21 protein-coding genes are annotated in these 19,730 nt (G+C 64.3%); 8 read left to right on the forward strand and 13 right to left on the reverse strand.

What is annotated here, in order from left to right:
* Positions 1-14 precede the first annotated feature (14 nt).
* Positions 15-2,411 (reverse strand): endopeptidase La, encoded by a 2,397-nt coding sequence (gene lon, locus HNP47_RS03660; protein WP_184278373.1) that lies wholly within the window; start codon positions 2,409-2,411, stop codon positions 15-17.
* A 281-nt stretch (positions 2,412-2,692) separates the two neighbouring features.
* Here lon and HNP47_RS16265 point away from each other — a divergent pair, with 281 nt between their 5' ends.
* Genes HNP47_RS16265 through HNP47_RS03670 form a run of 3 tightly spaced genes read left to right on the forward strand, consistent with a single transcriptional unit; the run spans position 2,693 to position 3,218 of the window.
* A complete protein-coding gene (locus HNP47_RS16265) occupies positions 2,693-2,821 on the forward strand; it encodes a hypothetical protein (protein WP_260394579.1) in 129 nt (42 codons plus the stop codon).
* The gene (locus HNP47_RS03665) at positions 2,818-3,027 is read left to right on the forward strand and encodes a hypothetical protein (protein ID WP_184278374.1); all 210 of its coding nucleotides are present in this window, start codon (positions 2,818-2,820) and stop codon (positions 3,025-3,027) included. Before HNP47_RS16265 ends, HNP47_RS03665 begins: the two co-directional genes overlap by 4 nt.
* Positions 3,024-3,218, forward strand: a complete 195-nt coding sequence (locus HNP47_RS03670) for a hypothetical protein (protein WP_184278375.1) — start codon at positions 3,024-3,026, stop codon at positions 3,216-3,218. The genes HNP47_RS03665 and HNP47_RS03670 overlap by 4 nt, the downstream gene beginning before the upstream one ends.
* A 70-nt stretch (positions 3,219-3,288) precedes the next feature.
* Here HNP47_RS03670 and clpX read toward each other — a convergent pair whose 3' ends face one another.
* Positions 3,289-4,557, reverse strand: coding sequence for an ATP-dependent Clp protease ATP-binding subunit ClpX (gene clpX / locus HNP47_RS03675; protein WP_055755232.1), 1,269 nt, complete (start codon positions 4,555-4,557; stop codon positions 3,289-3,291).
* 194 nt (positions 4,558-4,751) lie between these two features.
* Here clpX and HNP47_RS03680 point away from each other — a divergent pair, with 194 nt between their 5' ends.
* The gene (locus HNP47_RS03680; protein ID WP_221414902.1) at positions 4,752-5,399 is read left to right on the forward strand and encodes an HAD-IB family hydrolase; all 648 of its coding nucleotides are present in this window, start codon (positions 4,752-4,754) and stop codon (positions 5,397-5,399) included.
* Between the two features lie 3 nt (positions 5,400-5,402).
* Here the strand turns inward: HNP47_RS03680 and HNP47_RS03685 are convergent, their stop codons facing one another.
* The 4 genes from HNP47_RS03685 to tig all read right to left on the reverse strand — a co-directional run bounded on the left by HNP47_RS03685 (position 5,403) and on the right by tig (position 8,893).
* A complete protein-coding gene (locus HNP47_RS03685; protein WP_066625462.1) occupies positions 5,403-5,723 on the reverse strand; it encodes a hypothetical protein in 321 nt (106 codons plus the stop codon).
* Positions 5,724-5,795: 72 nt separating this feature from the next.
* Positions 5,796-6,443 (reverse strand): ATP-dependent Clp protease proteolytic subunit, encoded by a 648-nt coding sequence (locus tag HNP47_RS03690; protein ID WP_017506180.1) that lies wholly within the window; start codon positions 6,441-6,443, stop codon positions 5,796-5,798.
* A gap of 93 nt (positions 6,444-6,536) precedes the next feature.
* Entirely contained in the window at positions 6,537-7,442 is a 906-nt protein-coding gene (locus HNP47_RS03695) for a hypothetical protein (RefSeq protein WP_184278376.1), read from the reverse strand.
* Between the two features lie 104 nt (positions 7,443-7,546).
* A complete protein-coding gene (gene tig, locus HNP47_RS03700; protein WP_082854088.1) occupies positions 7,547-8,893 on the reverse strand; it encodes a trigger factor in 1,347 nt (448 codons plus the stop codon).
* A gap of 191 nt (positions 8,894-9,084) precedes the next feature.
* Here tig and HNP47_RS03705 point away from each other — a divergent pair, with 191 nt between their 5' ends.
* A complete protein-coding gene (locus tag HNP47_RS03705) occupies positions 9,085-9,786 on the forward strand; it encodes an MBL fold metallo-hydrolase (RefSeq protein ID WP_221414903.1) in 702 nt (233 codons plus the stop codon).
* 18 nt (positions 9,787-9,804) lie between these two features.
* On the opposite strand, the gene HNP47_RS03710 is transcribed toward HNP47_RS03705, so the two are convergent.
* Complete coding sequence (locus HNP47_RS03710) at positions 9,805-10,098, reverse strand: hypothetical protein (RefSeq protein WP_184278377.1); 294 nt, start codon at positions 10,096-10,098, stop codon at positions 9,805-9,807.
* A gap of 103 nt (positions 10,099-10,201) precedes the next feature.
* Between HNP47_RS03710 and HNP47_RS03715 the strand changes: the two genes are divergently transcribed.
* Together HNP47_RS03715 and HNP47_RS03720 are read left to right on the forward strand one after the other, a co-directional pair.
* Positions 10,202-10,363 carry a hypothetical protein gene (locus tag HNP47_RS03715; RefSeq protein ID WP_184278378.1) on the forward strand — a complete coding sequence of 54 codons (162 nt, stop codon included), beginning with the start codon at positions 10,202-10,204 and terminating at the stop codon, positions 10,361-10,363.
* Between the two features lie 115 nt (positions 10,364-10,478).
* Positions 10,479-10,700, forward strand: coding sequence for a general stress protein (locus HNP47_RS03720; RefSeq protein ID WP_112861859.1), 222 nt, complete (start codon positions 10,479-10,481; stop codon positions 10,698-10,700).
* Positions 10,701-10,783: 83 nt separating this feature from the next.
* Here the strand turns inward: HNP47_RS03720 and egtB are convergent, their stop codons facing one another.
* From egtB to HNP47_RS03750, 6 genes are all read right to left on the reverse strand, one after another.
* Positions 10,784-12,943 carry an ergothioneine biosynthesis protein EgtB gene (gene egtB / locus HNP47_RS03725; protein ID WP_184279091.1) on the reverse strand — a complete coding sequence of 720 codons (2,160 nt, stop codon included), beginning with the start codon at positions 12,941-12,943 and terminating at the stop codon, positions 10,784-10,786.
* A 102-nt stretch (positions 12,944-13,045) separates the two neighbouring features.
* Entirely contained in the window at positions 13,046-14,257 is a 1,212-nt protein-coding gene (locus HNP47_RS03730; RefSeq protein WP_184278379.1) for an acyl-CoA dehydrogenase family protein, read from the reverse strand.
* A 105-nt stretch (positions 14,258-14,362) separates the two neighbouring features.
* Positions 14,363-14,668 (reverse strand): SCP2 sterol-binding domain-containing protein, encoded by a 306-nt coding sequence (locus tag HNP47_RS03735; protein WP_184278380.1) that lies wholly within the window; start codon positions 14,666-14,668, stop codon positions 14,363-14,365.
* Between the two features lie 86 nt (positions 14,669-14,754).
* The gene (locus tag HNP47_RS03740) at positions 14,755-15,033 is read right to left on the reverse strand and encodes a SemiSWEET family sugar transporter (protein ID WP_184278381.1); all 279 of its coding nucleotides are present in this window, start codon (positions 15,031-15,033) and stop codon (positions 14,755-14,757) included.
* 71 nt (positions 15,034-15,104) lie between these two features.
* Positions 15,105-16,598, reverse strand: a complete 1,494-nt coding sequence (locus HNP47_RS03745) for an amidase (protein ID WP_184278382.1) — start codon at positions 16,596-16,598, stop codon at positions 15,105-15,107.
* A complete protein-coding gene (locus tag HNP47_RS03750; protein ID WP_184278383.1) occupies positions 16,532-18,781 on the reverse strand; it encodes a DPP IV N-terminal domain-containing protein in 2,250 nt (749 codons plus the stop codon). Before HNP47_RS03750 ends, HNP47_RS03745 begins: the two co-directional genes overlap by 67 nt.
* A 108-nt stretch (positions 18,782-18,889) precedes the next feature.
* On the opposite strand from HNP47_RS03750, the gene HNP47_RS03755 reads away from it, so the two are divergent.
* A complete protein-coding gene (locus tag HNP47_RS03755) occupies positions 18,890-19,720 on the forward strand; it encodes a ferredoxin--NADP reductase (protein WP_184278384.1) in 831 nt (276 codons plus the stop codon).
* The last annotated feature ends 10 nt before the right edge of the window (positions 19,721-19,730 follow it).

Raw genomic sequence — 19,730 nt, forward strand, 5'->3', positions numbered from 1 at the left:
CTGTTCACTCAGCTTTAGTGGCTGACCGCCGCCGCCGGTCCTTCCGGAGCGGCGACCGCGGCCGGCAGGGGTTCGGCAGCCTCGTCCCACTCCACTGGCGTCAGGGTGCCGACAAGCGCCCACTTCAGCGCCTCGTCCGCCGTAGAGATCGGCACGATCTCCAGCGCCGACTTCACATTGTCCGGCACGTCGGCGAGATCCTTCTCGTTCTCCTGCGGGATCAGCACCGTCTTGACGCCGGAGCGCAGGGCCGCGAGCAGCTTCTCCTTCAGGCCGCCGATGGCGGTGACCCGGCCGCGCAGGGTGATCTCGCCGGTCATGGCGATATCCTTGCGGATCGGAATGCCGGTCAGGACCGAGACCATCGCCACCGTCATGGCCACCCCGGCGGACGGACCGTCCTTGGGCGTGGCGCCATCCGGCACGTGGACGTGGATGTCAGTCTTCTCGAACACCGGCGGCTTGACGCCGAAGGCCAGGGCCCGCGACCGCACATAGGACGCCGCAGCCGAGATCGACTCCTTCATCACGTCTTTCAGGTTGCCGGTCACGGTCATGCGCCCGCGGCCCGGCATCTTGATCGCCTCTATGGTCAGGATGTCGCCGCCGAACTCGGTCCAGGCCAGACCGGTGACGATGCCGACCTGATCCTCCTCGTCCGTCTCGCCGTAGCGGAACTTCTTGACGCCCGCATAGTCGGCCAGCTTGGCCTCATCGACCGTGATCGACTTGGCGCCCGTCTTGGCCATCTCGCGCACGGCCTTGCGCGCCAGACCGCCCAGCGCGCGCTCCAGCGAACGCACCCCAGCCTCGCGGGTGTAATAGCGGATCAGATCGCGGATCGTGTCTTCCGGCACGATCAGCTCGCCGTCTTTCAGACCGTGGTCCGCCAGCTGCTTGGGCAGAACGTGGCGCTTGGCGATCTCGACCTTCTCGTCCTCGGTGTAGCCCGACACCCGAATGATCTCCATCCGGTCCATCAACGGCTGCGGCATGTTCAGGCTGTTCGCGGTCGTCACGAACATCACCTGGGACAGGTCGTAGTCCACCTCCAGATAGTGGTCGCCGAAGGTCGAGTTCTGGGCCGGGTCCAGCACCTCCAGCAGGGCCGACGACGGATCGCCGCGCCAGTCCGATCCCAGCTTGTCGATCTCGTCCAGCAGGACGAAGGCGTTGGTGGTCTTGGCCTTCTTCATCGACTGGATGATCTTGCCGGGCATGGAGCCGATATAGGTCCGGCGGTGACCGCGGATCTCGCTCTCGTCGCGCACGCCGCCCAGCGACATGCGAACGTATTCACGCCCCGTCGCCTTGGCGATGGATTTGGCCAGCGAGGTCTTGCCGACGCCGGGAGGGCCGACCAGGCACAGGATCGGACCCTTCAGGCTGCCGGTGCGGGCTTGGACGGCCAGATACTCGATGATCCGTTCCTTGACCTTTTCCAGGCCGAAGTGATCCTCTTCCAGGATGTCCTCGGCCTTGACCAGGTCGATCGGCTTCTGCTTGGCCTTGCCCCACGGCACGGACAGCAACCAGTCGAGATAGTTGCGCACGACCGTCGATTCGGCCGACATCGGGCTCATGTTGCGCAGCTTCTTGACCTCGGCCTCGGCCTTGGTCCGCGCCTCCTTGGACAGTCGCGTCTTACGGATGCGCTTTTCCAGATCCATGATCTCGTCGCGCGCGTCGTCGGTCTCGCCCAGCTCGCGCTGGATCGCCTTCATCTGCTCGTTCAGATAATATTCGCGCTGGGTCTTCTCCATCTGGCGCTTCACGCGCGAGCGGATCTTCTTCTCGACCTGGAGGACCGAGATCTCGCCTTCCATCAGCCCATAGACCTTCTCCAGCCGCTTGGGCACGTCGAAGGTTTCCAGCAGGCCCTGCTTGTCGGCGATCTTGACCGACAGGTGTGCGGCGACAGAGTCGGCCAGCTTGGAGGCGTCGGTGATCTGGGGGATGGAGCTGAGGGCCTCGGGCGGAACCTTCTTGTTCAGCTTCACATAGTTTTCGAACTGCTCGACCACGGCGCGCAGCATGGCCTCGGCCTGCGATGCGTCGCCGGCTTCGTCCTCGATCTCGACGGCCTCGGCCTCGAAATATTCCTCACGGTCGGTGAAGCGGGTCAGGCGCGCGCGACCCTTGCCCTCGACCAGCACCTTGACCGTGCCGTCGGGCAGTTTCAGCAGTTGCAGCACCGAGGCCAGCACGCCGATGGGATAGATTGCGTCCGGCGATGGGTCGTCGTCGACGCTGTTCTTCTGGGTCGCCAGCAGGATCTGCTTTTCGCCCTTCATGATCTCGTCCAGCGCCTTCACCGACTTCTCGCGCCCGACGAAGAGCGGCACGACCATGTGCGGGAAGACGACGATGTCTCTCAGCGGCAGGACGGGCAGGATTTTTGGTTCAGTCATGATGCGTACTCCTGGGCCATTGATCATCTCCGGCCCGCCGCCAGGGTCCGCCGGGCAAGAGGCCCGACCGGCGCATGGCGGCCCGTCGATTCCGACGGCGTTCGGATGAGTATGTGGTTTGAAAGACCCGCGGTTCAAGCGTGACCGCGGAATGGCCCACATCTGCGTGGCCACAAGCCCTTCCGATCACGTCGCTTTAGGTCCGCATTACGCCCGGCGGCGCTTTCGACATGGCCGCTTTACGGGGATCGGGCGTCTTGTGCGGCTCCAAGGAGATGACCATGAGCCGTTCCCACCTGCTGGCCGAGACCCTGAAACGTCCCGCCCCGGCGCCGACAACCCTTCAGATGGCGATGACCTTCATCGGCGCCCTATTCGGCGCCCCGATACGCAAGGACCGCGCGCGATGATGCAGGGCCATGTCGAAGGCGGCGTGACACGCGCCGCCCCTCCCCGACGATATCGGGTCGTGCCTCGCGCCAGCGGTTGGGCCGTGGCGGTCAACAACGCCTGCACCCGCCCCCTGCCCGATCGCATCTCGGCCGAACGTCTCGCCGCCCGACTTCAGGCCGAGGCCGACCGCCTGAACCGCGACCAACATCGCCAAACCCAATGATTACTACCCAAGCCTCCCTAGCCGCCGTCGAAACCCTAACAATCCAGCCTGTCGGCGATCGCTGGCGCATCACCTCAAGCGACGGCCTGTTCGAAGGCGTCTTCACCGACGCCAAAAGCGCCGTCCGTTGCGCCAAGGCCGAGGCCGACGCCCATCCGGGCCATGTCCTGATGCTGGCCGAGCCCGCCTGACGCCTCAAGTCAAGAAAAAGGCCGGAGCGAGATCGCTCCGGCCTTCGTCATTTCAGCATCTGTCGCCAGTTCAGGCGGCGCCGTCGGCCTTTTTCTTTGAGGCTTCCGAGTAGATCAGCAGGGGCTGGGCCTTGCCGTCGATGACCTCGGCGTTGACGACGACCTCTTCGACGCCTTCGAACGTCGGCAGTTCGAACATGGTCTCCAGCAGGATGCCTTCCAGGATCGAGCGCAGGCCGCGCGCCCCGGTCTTGCGGGTGATGGCCTTCTTGGCGACGGCGATCAGGGCGTCGTCGGTGAAGGTCAGTTCGACATTCTCCATCTCGAACAGACGCTTGTACTGCTTGACCAGGGCGTTCTTCGGCTCGGTCAGAATGGTGACCAGCGCCGTCTCGTCCAGGTCTTCCAACGTCGCCAGAACAGGCAGACGACCGATGAACTCGGGGATCAGGCCGAACCGCATCAAGTCGTCAGGCTCGACACCCTTCAGGATGTCGCCCGTGCGACGTTCGTCGATCTCCTTGACCTGGGCGCCGAAGCCGATCGAGGCGCCTGCCCCGCGCGCCGAGATGACCTTCTCCAACCCGGCGAAGGCGCCGCCGACGATGAACAGGATGTTGGCGGTGTCGACCTGCAGGAACTCCTGCTGCGGATGCTTGCGACCGCCTTGCGGAGGCACGGAGGCGACAGTGCCTTCCATGATCTTCAGCAGGGCCTGCTGCACGCCTTCACCCGACACGTCGCGCGTGATCGACGGGTTGTCCGACTTGCGCGAAATCTTGTCGATTTCGTCGATGTAGACGATGCCGCGCTGGGCCCGCTCGACGTTGTAGTCTGACGCCTGAAGCAGCTTCAGGATGATGTTCTCGACATCCTCGCCCACATAGCCGGCCTCGGTCAGGGTCGTGGCGTCGGCCATGGTGAAGGGCACGTCGATGATCCGCGCCAGCGTCTGGGCCAGCAGCGTCTTGCCCGAGCCGGTCGGACCGATCAGCATGATGTTCGACTTGGCCAGTTCGACGTCGTTGTTCTTCGTCGCGTGGTTCAGGCGCTTGTAGTGGTTGTGGACGGCGACCGAGAGCACCTTCTTGGCGTGCGCCTGGCCGATGACATAGTCGTCCAGCACGTCGCGGATTTCCTTGGGCGTGGGCACGCCGTCGGTCGTCTTCTTGAAGCCGATCTTGTGCTCTTCGCGGATGATGTCCATGCACAGTTCGACGCATTCATCGCAGATGAAGACGGTCGGACCCGCGATGAGCTTGCGGACCTCGTGCTGGCTCTTTCCGCAGAACGAGCAGTAGAGGGTGCTTTTGGCGTCGGTGCCGGCTGCTTTGGTCATAGACCCTTATCTCACTCCCGCGGGGCGGACCGAAATGGCCCGAAACGCGCTTCCCTCACATTGATTCCAGCACTCTGGATGCGAAGGTCTTCAAAAAATGACAATCACCCATCACACGTTCCTGAACAACCCCGAAGGCGGCAAGGGATTGTTGCAGTGCGTGGATGGATCAGTGTCGACGGGGATCAAGGCGAATGTCTGACATGGGTATTGTGCAGGAAATACGCCAGTCCACGGCAAATGGACGCACGATCGTCGCTTTCGATTTCGACGGCACGCTGACGATTCGCGACAGCTTTACCGAGTTCCTGCGCTGGCGCGCCGGTCCGGGCGCCTGGGCCTTGGGTTTGGTCAAGCTGGCTCCCGCGCTGGCCGTTTACGCCAAGGATCGCGACAGAGGACGCATCAAGGCGGCCTCCGTCAGGGAATTCCTGCTTGGCGTGAACCGCCAGACGCTGGAAGCGGAAGCCGCAGCCTTCGCCGAAGAAATCTGGCCCCGCTTCATGCGACCCGATGCGCTTAAGGCGTGGAACGACTGGGGCGAACAAGGCGCGCACCGCGTCATCGTGACCGCGTCGCCCACGACGACCGTCGCGCCGTTCGCGCGCAAGCTGGGGGCCGAGGCCCTGCTGGGCACCGCGTTCGTCTTCGATGCGGATGACCGAATCACCGGCGACTTCGGCGGCCCCAACTGTCGCGGTAAGGAAAAGGTGCGGCGGCTGAAGGCGGCCTATGGCGACGACATGACCCTGACTGCCGCCTACGGCGACACCTCAGGTGACACCGAGATGCTGGCGATGGCCCAGCAGCCGGGTTTCCGGGTCTTTCGGCAAAAGCCCTGAGGCTCAGTTGCCGTCGGCGTCCACGTCGAACACCATCGCCTTGCCGCGCGAGGCCGGATCCCAGCCCGCCTCGATCGCCGAGGCGATGGCGGTGCGGACGGCGTCGACATTGACGCGCTGCTTCTCCACGTCCGGCCGGCCGTTGGGCCGAAGCGGCGGCGGAAACTGCACGATCGCTTCGCGCTTGAAGTCCGCGTGACGAAGGGAGACGGCCATGCCTTCCCAGACGTTGCCGCCTTTGGGCTGAGGTTGGCGACGAAGCTCCCAGACGTAGCTTTCGCCATCGACATCGACCGTGCCGCTTTGATCTCGTGTGAACTGCATGGCCGTTCCGATAGCACAAAATGAAAAGGGCGCGCCGCAACGGGCGCGCCCTTTCGTCATTCGACGGCCGTCCTAGTTGCCGGGCGTCTTCACGCCGTCGGCGTCGGCCTGCTCGCGGCGATCATAGACGTGGTCCACGATGCCCCAGGCCTTGGCTTCCTCGGCCGACATGAAGTGGTCGCGGTCCAGCGTCTTTTCGACCTCCTCATAGGTGCGGCCGGTGTGATGGACGTAGATCTCGTTCAGACGACGCTTGGTGTAGCGGATGTCGGCGGCGTGCAGTTCGATGTCCGACGCCTGGCCGCGGAAACCGCCGGAGGGCTGGTGCACCATGACCCGCGCATTCGGCAGGGCGATGCGCTGGCCAGCAGCGCCCGCCGTCAGGATCAATGAGCCGGCCGAGGCCGCCATACCCATCACTACGGTCGAAACCGGGCTCTTGATGTATTGCATGGTGTCGTAGATCGCGAGCGCCGAGGTCACCTGACCGCCGGGGCTGTTGATATACATGCTGATTTCCTTCTTCGGGTTTTCCGATTCAAGGAACAACAGCTGGGCGCAGATCAGCGACGCCATACCGTCCTCGAACGGTCCTGTCAGGAAGATGATCCGCTCGCGCAGCAGACGCGAGAAGATGTCGAAGGAGCGCTCGCCGCGGCTGGATTGCTCCACCACCATCGGCACCAGGTTCATGTTCATCAGTTCGATCGGATCGCGCATTTAGCCTTCTCGGATGCAGTGGCGACGATTCAGCGTCGTCAGCCGGTTATGCTGCATATCGCGTTCGATGACACCCTGCGCAAGACGCACGGTTCAATCGGGCTGCGCGTCTTGCCGGTTCGCTGCGGCACGACGTCCCTTCTGCAGTCGTTCCGCGACCGCCGCCTCCTGCGCAGCGGCGGATGCGCGATCCGGCTCCGCTTCATAGAGAGCTTGTAGATAGGCGCGATCCCAATCCGTGAGGCCGGTCACATTCTGCGGATCGCCGAACAGGTTCAAAACCGTGGGCTGATCGGAATAGTCTGCGCGGGGATCGACCTGAGCCAAGACGACCATCGCAGCGTAGTCCATTAGAGCCGGCAAAAGCACGCCATCGGCCTTGGTCATGTCAATGACGACGGTCGCCGAGTTCAGGTCGTAACGCAGTGGCGACCTCATGCGGCTGACGTTCCGCGATCCAATCGAAGGCGGCTCTTCACCCGCGACACGGGCCGCCAGTTGGCCCGTGTCTGCTGAGACCGGCAGGGAAATATGCCACCATCGCACTGGCGCATCGTTGGTTTTGAACCGTTCCAGCGCCGCCAAACCCATGTTCGTGTTGTCGATCGGAGGACGGAAACGACGACGCCAACCTTCCACCAACGCCGATGCGACGCTGGGACCATCTTCCGTGGCGATGATGAGCACATTGGCCGAGCAGCCAGGCTCGCCCACGCGAATTTCAAGGTCATGAGCGATTTCGCCGATGCGATCTGCAAGCATCTGACCGTAGGGCGCCTTCAATCCGGCGACGCTGACGCACAGCGGCGTGTTCCAACGCCCAAGCCGCGCACCGGCGGGCGCGGTCGCAACACGCTGGACAAACTGGCGCGCAGCCTGCCGCGGCGACTGACCCTCGACCGTGATCTCCTCCAGATCTGTCGGGGGCGGCTGTCCCGGATCCTGCGCCTGCGCGCCTGTGGTGATGAGGGCGGCCAGAGCGACAGCGGAAAAAGACATTGACGGCATACCTGAAAAGCAAAATGGGCCCGCACTGCGGACCCATTCGACTTACAATCCAGACACCACAACCGCCAGTTACGGTCGTGTAATCGGGCGAAAAATCAGCCCTCGTCTTCGTCTTCCTTCAGCAGCTCTTCCTTGGTGATCGGCTTGTCGGTCACGTCGGCGACGCCCACGATCAGGTCGACGACCTTCTCTTCGTAGATGGGCGCGCGCATCTGGGCGGCGGCGTTGGGGTTCTGGCGGTAGAAGTTCAGCACGGCCTGCTCTTGGCCCGGATAATTGCGCGCTTCCTGCAGGATGGCAGCGTTCAGTTCCTGGTCGGTGACCTGGACGTTGTTGGCGCGACCGATTTCGGCCAGCACCAGGCCCAGACGCACGCGGCGTTCGGCGATCTTGCGGTATTCAGCTTTCAGATCTTCGTCCGACTTGGCGGCGTCTTCTTCCGGCAGACGACCAGCGGTCTTGTCGGCCTCGACCTGCTGCCAGATGCCGTCGAACTCGGCGTCCACCATCTTCGGCGGCAGCGGGAAGTCGTGGGCCTCATCCAGTTGGTCCAGCAGAGCGCGCTTCAGCTTGAAACGGGCGGCGCCGGCGTACTGCTGGTCCAGGTTGGACTTCAGCAGTTCCTTCAGCTTGTCCAGCGACTCCAGACCGATGCGGGTGGCGAAATCGTCGTCGATCTTGGATTCGGCTTCCGCCTTGATGGCCTTCACCTTGATGTCGAAGGTGGCCTTCTTGCCGGCCAGATGGGCGGCTTGATAGTTCTCGGGGAAGGTGACCTCGATGGTCTTCTCTTCGCCGACCTTGGCACCCGTCAGCTGCTCTTCGAAACCGGGGATAAAGCGGCCCGAGCCGATCACCAGGTCCGCGTCCTCGGCGGCGCCGCCTTCGAACGGCTCGCCGTCCAGCTTGCCCAGGAAGTCGATCGTCAGCTGGTCGCCCTCGGCGGCCTTGACGGTCTTGCCCTTCTTGTCTTCGTAGGTCTTGGCCTGACCGGCCAGTTCCGTCAGGGCCTCGTCCAGATCGGCGTCCGACGCTTCATAGGTCGGACGTTCCAGCTTCAGGGTCTTGGGATCGACCGGCTCGAAGTCCGGCATGATTTCCAGCGACATTTCGTAGGCCAGGTCTTCCTGACCGGCGATGACCTTGTCCATGTCCGAGGTCAGCTTCATCTCGGCCGGCGCGGCCGGACGGATCTTGGCTTCGTCGAGCGCCTTCTGGCTGGTTTCGTTCAGCTCGGCGTTGATGATCTCGCCCATGAACTCACGGCCGAAGGTCTTCTTGACGTGGGCGACCGGCACCTTGCCCGGGCGGAAGCCCTTCAGCTTCACCTGCGGGGCGACTTCCTTGACGCGGGCTTCGAGCTTTTCGTTCAGCTCCGCGACGGGAATGGTGACCGCGATCACGCGGCTGAGGCCTTCGTTCGACTTTTCGACGACTTGCATGGTCGGGATTCTGACGCTCTGGGGCGCATGAGCCATCGAGACGGCCGGCGCGGAATGGATAAAGCAAGAAGGCCGCCCCGTGTGGAGCGGCGCCTCGAAGCCCGCCCTTATGTCGAGAAGGGCCCGAAAGGTCAACGCGGGCGTGGTCAGAGCCGGTGGTTTCGCGGCCTCGGCGTGGCTATGTTGATGAAATGAGCCAACCCGCCTCCCCCATCGGCGTCTTCGTCACGCCCGTCACCCCCCTTCAACAGAACTGCACGACCGTCTGGTGCACCGCTACCAACAAGGCCGCGGTGATCGATCCGGGCGGTTCGGTCGATGCGGTGCTGGGCGAGGTCACGCGGCGCGGCCTGACGCTGGATCAGATCTGGATCACCCACGGCCATCTGGATCACGCGGGCGGTGCGGCCGAGTTGCAGGAAAAGACTGGCGTCCAGATCACCGGCCCTCAGAAGGCCGACCAGTTCTGGATCGACCGAATCGTAGAGAGCGGCCGGATGTACGGCCTGCCCGACGCTCGCCCCTTCAAGCCCGATCGCTGGCTGGAGGATGGCGATACGGTATCGTTGGGAGAAACGACTTGGGACGTGCGCCATTGCCCCGGCCATACGCCCGGGCACGTCATCTTCTTCAATCGCGCGGCCCGATTCGCTCAGGTCGGCGACGTTCTGTTCAAGGGTTCGGTCGGTCGCACCGACTTCCCGATGAGCGATCCGGCCGCCCTAATCCGCTCGGTGATCGAAAAGCTCTGGCCGCTGGGCGACGACGTCACCTTCGTGCCGGGCCACGGGCCGATCTCCACCTTTGGTGAAGAGCGACGGACCAATCCGTTCGTGTCTGACGCCGCAATGCGACAGGCCCCGATCCAGCGTGCGCCGTCGGGGCCTGCCTAAGCCAACTGATCGTGTGGCTTATCGGCGCAGGATCATGCCGATGATTACGCCGATGCCCAATGCGTAGAGCGTCGCCTTCATCGGATTGTCCTGAATGTCTTCCTGCACGCGATGGACGCGACCGGAAATCTTCTCGCGCACCAGGCCCGCATCTTCTCTGACGGCCTGACGGACAGAGGTGGTCTTGCCAAAGCTGCGGCTCTCGCCCTCGGCGAGAATGGCGTCCGCCTGTCGATCCAGACGTTGGGTCAGATCATCGTCCTCCAGGACGATGTCGTCGGGTGATGTCGCGCTGATTGGGGTGTTGGTCATGTCAATCTCCGTGGTTCGCTGAACAAACCGGCGTTGCGACCCATGGTTCCTTTTTGAACGCGGGCCACCACGGTGCGTTGGTTGAGCGCACAAGGAGCCGCCTATGACCTATATCGAACCCACCCCGACCGCGCCGCAACCCGAGATCCAGCCTGAACCGGCGCAGCAACCGGAAATACAGCCATCAGACACCCCCGACGAAGTTCCGCCAATGGAACCGGATGGTGGCGGTGAAGGTGATTCGCGGCCTTACGGCGCTGGGTAAAGTCAAACTCACGAGCGCTTGAGGATCGCGACAGTAAAACGGAGTTCCCGACGGAACCGTCACCGAGTCACTGGGTTCACTCAGCAAGCGCAACGGCAGCACTGAAAGGAACACGATGGACAGCCAACCCACACGACCCTCCGGCGTTTCCAAGCGAGGTTTCGCCTCCATGGATCCCGAACGTCAGCGCGAAATCGCGCGCAAAGGGGGCGCCAGCGTCCCCAGTGAAAAACGCAGCTTCTCCCAAGACCGCAGCCTCGCCGCACAGGCCGGCCGCAAGGGTGGCGAAGCGTCGCACGGAACCAAGAAAGATGCGGACGCAGCCGAAGGGCAGTAGTCGGCAAGACTAGATACAAACAGGGCGGCCCATCGATCGATGCGCCGCCCTTTTTCTTGTCCGCGATCAGACGCGCACTCGTCTCAGGCGCGCAGGACCGCCAAGGCCACGCTCGGCGCCGGAGAGGTATCGATGCGGACGACCGTCCAGCCGGAGGCGGCCGCCATGGCCTGAATCGATTCAGCCGTGAACTTGCGCGAGCTTTCGGTGTGGATCGTCTCGCCGGTCATGAAGCGGAATGTCCGCTCTCCGATGTGCGCGGCGGTCGGCGCAATCGCCTGCAGATGCATTTCCATGCGCGAGGCGTCCGGGTTCCACACGGCGCGGTGAACAAAGGCGTCCACGTCGAAATCAGCATCCAACTCATGGTTGGCGCGGACCAGAACATTGCGATTGAAAGCCGCCGTCACGCCCTGGCTGTCGTCATAGGCGGCGACCAGGATCGCAGGGTCTTTGACCAGATCGACGCCCAGAATGAACAACGCCCCCTCGCCCAGCATCCGACGCGCCGCCGCCAGGAAGGCTTCGGCCTCATCCGGTTGCAGATTGCCGATGGTCGAGCCGGGGAAGAAGCCGATCCGACGCCCCGACGGCAGGTCGTCAGGCAGCGGCGCCAAATGCTCGAAATCCCCCAGAACCGGCTGCACGAGTAGCTTCGGATAATCAGTGCGGACGCGCATGGCGGCGTCCGTCAGGGCGCTCTCGCTGATGTCGAGGGGGACGTAGGCGCCGAGGTCGGTGGCGGCGTCCAACAAAATCCGCGTTTTCTCGCTGGCGCCGGATCCGAACTCGACCAGCACGGCGTCAGGGCCGAAGTCGGCCGTCAACTCCGCTGCGCGATCGCGCAACAGCGCCATTTCCTGCCTGGTCGGATAGTATTCGGGCAGCACGGTGATGTCTTCGAACAGACGTGACCCGTCCGCGTCATAGAACCACTTCGGCGGCACCGCCTTTTGCGCGCGCGACAGCCCTTCGATCATATCCTTTCGAAAGGCGGCGGTTTGGGCGTCGTCCGCGGCGGCGTCTTGAGCCACGGTCCGATCTTCAGCCAGTCTCAAACCCATGAAGGCCCACCTCTGTTGGGGATAGAAGAAGTTGCGATAGGTGATGCGGTCATGGCCCGGCGGCGTGGCGAACGACCCGCCCCGCAGCACCATCTGATTGGCCATGAACTTGCCGTTGTATTCGGCGGCGGTGCCCGGCGTCGGCTGGAACCCGGGATAGGGGGCATAGGCGCTGGACGTCCACTGCCACACTTCGCCAGCCAGGTTCGAGAACGCATCAGGCGAAGTGGCGGCGGCATGTTCCCATTCCGCCTCGGACGGCAGCCGCTTGCCGGCCCAATGGGCGTAGGCGTCGGCCTCGTAAAAGCTGATGTGGCGAACCGGCGCGGCAGGATCGACAGGAATGCGCCCCGTCAGACCCATCACGGTCCAGTCGCCATCCACCTGACGCCAGTACAGCGGCGCGGCCCAGCCCTCGGCCTTGACCGTCGCCCAACCATCCGACAGCCATAGGTCGGAACGCGAATAGCCGCCATCCTGGATGAAGGCGATCCAGTCGCCGTTCGTCACCAGATCCGCAGCCAGAGCAAACGGCTCCAGCCAGACACGGTGCGCAGGCCCCTCATTGTCGAAGGCGAAGCCCGATTGGTCATGGCCAATCGTCACCAGCCCGCCGTCGAACGCCACCGTTCCACCGTGCGTATCTTGAAGCGTATCGCTCCTGGGCTCGATCTCATAGGCGGCGGGATCGAGCGGAGAGCGCGACATCAGGTTCAGCATATCCATCAGGAAAAGCTCCTGATGCTGCTGGTCGTGGTGCAGGCCCAGCTCAAACAGATAACGTTGATGGCCGCTGGTCTCGCCCTGCGCCAGCCAGGCGACCATCCGGCGGTCGATCTCGCGCCGATACGCCAGAACCTCATCGACGGACGGCCGGGTCATCAGCCCGCGCTGATCCCGCCTGACCCGCTCGCCCAGGGCCTCATAGTAGGAGTTGAACAGCTGCTGAAAACGCGGATCGACAGGATGGTAGTCGGGATCGGACGACAGGATCATCGCCTCGAAAAACCAGCTGGTGTGCGCCAGATGCCATTTCCCTGGGCTGCAATCCGCCATCGACTGAACTGACAGATCCTCGGCAGACAGACCTTCAGCCAGATCGATCATGCCTGCGCGAACAGCCTTGAACCGCGCCACGTCTGACGCAACCCGCGGGTCGGGTTCGGAGCGCGCATTCATGTCAGCTGTTCCGTCCGACACCAGCCCCAGCGCCTTGTCAGTACCGATCAAACGCACCAACAAAGCCAAGGTTCCTAGGGACTTGCCGTTCGGGATCGCCCATCAGCGCATCGGCCGCCCGCCATGTTTGGCGTATTCCAAGCGCGCGATAGTGCGATTGTGGACCTCGTCCGGGCCGTCGGCGATGCGCAGGGTGCGGACACCGGCGTAGAGTTCGGCCAAGGGCGTGTCGCCTGACACACCGGCGCCGCCGAACGCCTGAATGGCGTCGTCGATGATCTGCAAGGCCATCCTCGGCGCAGCGACCTTGATCTGGGCGATCTCGGAGCGGGCGTTCTTGGCCCCCGCCTGATCCATCATCCAGGCGGCCTTCAGCACCAAAAGACGGCACATCTCGATGTTGGTGCGCGCCTCCGCCACGCGCTGTTCCCAGACCGAATGCTCGGCCAACTGTTTCTTGAACGCGGTTCGGTTCAGCAGCCGCGTCACCATCAGCTCCAGCGCCCGCTCGGCCGCACCGATGGTGCGCATGCAGTGGTGAATGCGGCCCGGGCCAAGCCGCCCCTGAGCGATCTCGAAGCCCCTGCCCTCGCCCGCGATCAGGTTCTCGACCGGCACACGGACGTTCTCCAGCACGACCTCGGCATGGCCGATCGGCTTTTCGTCATAGCCGAACACCGACAGCATCCGCTCGACGCGGAATCCCGGCGTGTCGGCCGGCACGATGATCTGCGACTGCTGGGCGTGGGATGCGGCGTCAGGGTCGGTCTTGCCCATGACGATGGTCACGGCCAGATTCGGATGGCCCATATTGGTCGACCACCACTTGCGGCCGTTAATGACATAGTGATCGCCGTCCCGCTCAATCCGGGTCTGGATGTTGGTGGCGTCGGACGAGGCGACCTCAGGCTCGGTCATCAGGAAGGCCGAACGGATTTCGCCGGCCATCAGGGGCTTCAGCCAGCGCGCCTGCTGTTCGGCGTTCCCGTACATATGGAGCACCTCCATATTGCCGGTGTCGGGGGCGTTGCAGTTGAACACCTCGGCCGACCACAGATGCCGCCCCATCATCTCGGCCAGCGGCGCGTATTCCAGATTGGTCAGACCCGCCCCGTGTTCGCCGGGCAGGAACATATTCCACAGTCCGGCTTCCTTCGCGGCTGCCTTCATCGTCTCCATGACCGGCGGCTGACGGTTCGAATCCTCGCGCACCTGGGCGAAATATTCGGCTTCGCGCGGGATGACCTGCTCGTCCAGGAAGCGACGGACTCGGGCGTGCCAATCCAGGGCGCGGTCGGAATGTTTGAAGTCCATGTCGTTTCCTCTTTCCCGTTCGCGCTTCTATCGAGCGCTCGATACGAAAACGGCGCGGCCCCTGATCAGGAGCCGCGCCGCCATAACTGGTCGTTCAGACTGGCATCAACGCTTCAGCAGCGGCGCCAGCTTCTGGGCGATCATCATGTCGCCGGCGATCTTCAGCTTGCCTTGCATGAAGGCCATCATCGGGTCCAGCTTGCCATCCGACAGCGCCATGAAGTCATCCCACTTCATCGAGACGGTGGCGTCGGCGGGCTTGTCCTCGTTCGTCACCGTGTTCGGCGTGGAGGCGCCGTCGATGTAGATCTTGCCCTCCTCGCCGAGGTCGAGCTTGACGGTCTTGCCGAGGCCGGAGTTGTCGCCGACGGCGCCGCGGATGTGTTCGGTGACTTGTGCGAGATCGGGCATTGGGGGCGTCTCCCTGTTGGACGTTATGAACTACGGGTTAGCCCGCATCGGCGGGGGCGCCAAGATCACGTCGGGGAAAGGTCTGATCACTTCTCCGGATCGCCGTCGCGGAACCGCCATTTCATCGCCAGCACGCCGGACGCCATCACGAGGGCGCACGCGTTGGCGACCGTGACAGGCCAGGCCTGCGTCATGACGCCATAGACGACCCACAACACAAAACAGGTCACGGTCAGAGAATAGGTCTTCAGGCTGACCGATGACGCGTCGCGCTCCTTCCAGATCTTGACCGCTTGAGGCGCGAAGCTGGTGATCGAGCAGATCGCAGCCGCCGAGCCGACGATATTGGCGATCAGGTCGCTCATGCCGTGATCGTCGATGTGACGTTGAGGCTAAGTCTACACATGCCGCAGTCTCGGCGGCCGCCCAAGGGATGTCAGCGTCGAACGCCAGGCGGCGGCCGTCTGGCCTGGGTCACCTGTTCGAAGGCGTAACCCAGCGAAAGGATGCGCGCATCGTCCCACTTCCCGCCAAGGAAGCTGATTCCCACAGGCATTCCCCGATCAAAGCCCATCGGCACAGTCAGGTGTGGATAGCCGGCGACGGCGGCCAACTGGCTGGCCGATCCCTGCATGTCGTCGTCGTCCTTGGGATCGTTGGTCCAGGCCCGCGATGTGGTGGGCGCGATCAGGGCGACCACGCCATTCTCGCGCATCAGCCGATCTATGCCCTCCGGCCCCGCCAGCCTAAGCGAGTTCGCACGCGCCTCCAGATAGTCTGCGTCCGTCAAATCCCCCATCGCCTGGGCGCGCTCGAAGATGTCCTGACCGAACAGCACCGTCTCGCGTGGTTCGGCGGCGTTGAAGGCGATGACCTCGGCCAGGGTGCGGGTGCGGACCTGCTGCGGGTCGGTCGAGGCCAGATAGGCGTTCAGATCGTGCTTCAGCTCATAGAGCAGCACCTTGAACTCGGCCCCGCCTATGACCCGGCCGTCCGGTCCCTCTGACAGGTCGACCAGAACGGCGCCGGCATCGCGCAAGGCCTTCAGGTTCTGCTCGAACACCGCCTGCGTTTCGGGCGAATAGCCTTTCAGGAACCGCATCACCCCGATTCGCGCGCCGCGCAGCGCATTGGCGTCAAGCCCAGCGGCATAGTCGACCTTGCGCGCATCGGCCTCGACCGTCGCCGGATCGGCCGGATCGGACCCGGCGATGACGGTCAGCACCTTGGCCGCATCCCTGACGGTGGTCGCCATCGGCCCGGCCGTGTCCTGCGAATGGCTGATCGGCACGATGTGGGTGCGCGAGACCAGGCCCACGGTCGGTTTGAACCCAACCACGCCGTTGACCGACGCCGGGCAGGTGATCGACCCGTCCGTCTCCGTTCCGATGGCGACCGGCGTCAGCCCCAGCGCCACCGCCGCCCCGCTGCCGGACGATGATCCACAAGGCGTGCGCGCGGGATCATAGGGGTTGAGGGTCTGGCCGCCGACGGCGCTCCAGCCGCTGATCGAATCCGACGACCGGATATTGGCCCACTCCGACAGGTTGGTCTTGCCGACGATCACGGCCCCGGCGGCGCGCAGTCGCCCGACCAGCGGCGCGTCCCGTCCCGGCGCATTGGCGGCCAGCGCCAGCGATCCGGCCGTCGTCGGCATGTCCGCCGTCTCGATATTGTCCTTCAGCAGGATCGGCATGCCGGAAATCGCCGACACGCCCCGAGATGGCGGTGTCGCGGTCCAGACTAGCACCGAATGGGCGCTGTCATTCGCCCGCCCCGCCGCGACCACGGCGGATGCAGTTGGATAGGCGCCCTGCCCGGTCGCGCAGCCCGCAAGGGCCAGCGCGACCGCAGCCGCCAGAATCAGTCGGCCTTGGGTTCGGCCCGCTTGCCGATCGTGCTGTCCAGGAAGTCGAGATAGGTGCGCCATTGTTGCAGTTGCCTCGGATCGCCGCGGACGCCGTGCCGCTGGCCGGGATAGAGCATCATCTCGAACGGTACGCTCTTGGCCTGCAAGGCGTCGATGACGCGCGTCGCATTGCCGAAGATGACGTTGTCGTCGGCCATGCCGTGCAGCAGCAGCAGCCGCCCCGTCATGTCATCCAGCCGCGGCAGCACGTCGGTGGCGGCATAGCCCTCCGGATTGGCCTGGGGCGTGGACATATACCGTTCAGTGTAGTGGGTGTCGTACAGGCTCCATTCCGTCGGCGCCGCGCCCGCCAGGGCCGAGGCCAGGCCGGCGTCCTTGTCCGTCAGGGTCAGCAGGCTGAGGAAGCCGCCGAAGCTCCAGCCCATCACCGCAATATGGTCGCCATCGACGTAAGGCAGGGTCTTCAGCCATTGCGCGGCCTGGGCCTGATCCTCGACCGCCGGAATGCCCAGACGGCGATAGATGCTGGTCTCGAACGCCTGCGACCGGTCGCCTTCGCCGCGATTGTCGACGCGGAAGACGATGTAGCCTGCCTCGGTCAGCAGTTGGTTGGTCAGGGGCTGCCAGCTCTTCTGCACGCCCGCCCCAGTGCCGGGGCCGCCATAGACCTGCATCACCACCGGATATTTCTTCGACGGATCGAAGTCGGGCGGCGTGGTCATGCGCCACACCAGGGTCTGGCCGTGGCTCTGCATCGTGCCGAACTCGGGCGTGCGCAGGCGCGAGACGTAAGGTGCGAACGGATGGCTGGCGTCGAGCTTGTTCTCTTCGATCCAGCGCACGCGCGTGCCGTCGATGCGGTACAGCGCCGACTGCGCCGGGGTCGCCGGGTCCGAATAGTTGCCGACATAGGCCGTCGCCGGCCCGTTCACCGACACCGTCCACCAGCCGCCGCCCGGCGTCACCGCCACCGGATCGACCGTGCGGTTCAGGTTGGCGCGGAACATCTGCTGCTCGATCGGCAGTTCCTTGCCGTCGCGCATCGAGGCGGTGAAATAGACCTCGCCGGTCTGTTCGTTGACGCCGTCCAGATGTTTGACAGGATAGTCGCCGCGCGTGATGGCCCGCAGGCGTCGCCCGTTGCGGTCGTACAGATACAGGTGCCGCCAACCCGAGTCCTCATTGGACCAGATGAACCGGCCATCCGACAGGACGCGGAAGTCGTCGTTCAGATCGACCCAGGCTTGCGCCTTCTGGCTCAGGATCACGCGTGACGCGCCGGTCGTCGGATCGACGCTCAGCAGGTCCAGCGTCTTCTGGTCGCGCGACTGGCGCTGGACATACAAGGTCTTACCGTCGCCGGACCAGTTCACCCGCGCCAGATAGATGTCTGTGTTCGAGCCCAGGTCGACCTTGACCCGTCCCCCGCCTTGCAGGTCGCGCACATACAGTTCGACCACCGCATTGGGTCGGCCCGCGCGAGGATAGCGTTGCTCGACCATCGTCGCGCCGCCGCCGGTGATCTCGAAGCGTGGCACGATATCGACAGGGCTCTCGTCCACCCGCGTCATGGCGATGTAGCGCTCGTCCGGGCTCCACCAGTATCCGGTGTCGCGATCCATCTCCTCCTGGGCGATGAACTCGGCCGTGGCCCAGGTGATCAGACCCGCGCCGTCGTCGGTGATCGGGGTCTCCTTGCCGCTCGCCAAATCATAGACGACCAGATTCTGATCGCGGACATAGGAGACGTAGCTGCCCTTCGGCGACACCTTGGCGTCGATCTCGTCGGCGGGCGTCTCGGTCAGACGGCGCACCTTGCCGTCCGCCCGGTTCGCCAGGAAGACGTCGCCTTCCAGCGGCGCCAGGATGTAGCGGCCCTGCTGGTCCCACGAATATTCGACCACGCCCCGCGCGCTGATCCGCATCCGCTCGCGCCGGGCCTTTTCGGCCTCCGACAGTTCGCCCGCGTCGGGAACCAGCGCCCGTGCGTCGATCAGCTTATAGGGTTCGCCCTCACCCGTCGGCGCGGCCCACAGGTCCTGCACATCCACATTGTCCTCTCGCGAGCGCAGGAAGGCGACCAACTGCCCGTCCGGCGACAGGCTGACCCCCTTGGCCACCGGTCCGTTCAGGCTGGGGCTGGAAAACACCCGCTCGGGCGTCAGGATGTTGGAGGGCGTCTCCTGAGCGAGCGCCGAACTGGCGGACAGGAGGATGGTCGAGGCGAGAAGGACGGTGCGCATGGTCGGTGACGCTAGCGGCGCTTCTGCAAGCCGTCACGAGGAAATGTCGTCGCCGGGTGAAAGGCTTGTCCTTCCCTGCGAGGGGTTCTCAGATTAGAGAGACGCTCGATGACAGACGCCGCCCTCTCCCCCGCCCCCGTGAAAGCCAGTCCGTTTAACGAGCTGGAGGTTATGTGGGTGCGCCACTGGACCGACAGCCTGTTCAGCTTCGGCGTCAAACGGCCCGAGGATTTCCGCTTCCGCTCGGGCGAGTTTGTGATGATCGGCCTGCCGGGCGAAGACGGCGGAAAGCCTGTCCTGCGGGCCTATTCCATCGCCAGCCCTTGCTGGGCCGAAGAGCTGGAGTTTTTCTCGATCAAGGTCGCCGACGGCCCCCTGACCTCGCGCCTGCAGAAGATCCAGCCCGGCGACACGGTCCTGATGGGCAAGAAGCCGACCGGCACCCTGGTTTTGGACGCCCTGACTGGCGGCGAACGCCTGTTTCTGATCGGCACCGGCACGGGCCTGGCGCCCTGGCTCAGCGTCGCACGCGATCCCGAGACCTATTCCCGCTTCGGCCATGTCTATGTGATCCACACGGTTCGCAGCGTCGCCGACCTGGCCTACCGCGACTTCTTCACCCGCGAGATCCACGACGATCCTCTGATCGGCGACGAGGCCAAGGCCCAGCTGACCTACTATCCCACCGTGACCCGCGAGGATTTCGAAACGCCCAGCCTGTTGAAGAAGGGCCGCATCACCGACCGCATCAAGTCCGGTGACTTCTTCCGCGACCTGGGCCTGCCCGAAGGGTTCGACCCCGCCCGCGACCGCGCCATGCTGTGCGGCTCCATGGCCATGATCAAGGAAGCCGGCGAACTGCTGGAGACCTATGGCCTGAAGGAAGGCTCCAACGCCGAACCGGCGGACTATGTGCTGGAGCGGGCCTTCGTCGGTTGACGGCCTTGGC

Origin of the sequence: Brevundimonas vesicularis, assembly GCF_014204545.1 — a bacterium.
GTDB classification, from domain to species: Bacteria; Pseudomonadota; Alphaproteobacteria; order Caulobacterales; family Caulobacteraceae; genus Brevundimonas; species Brevundimonas vesicularis_B.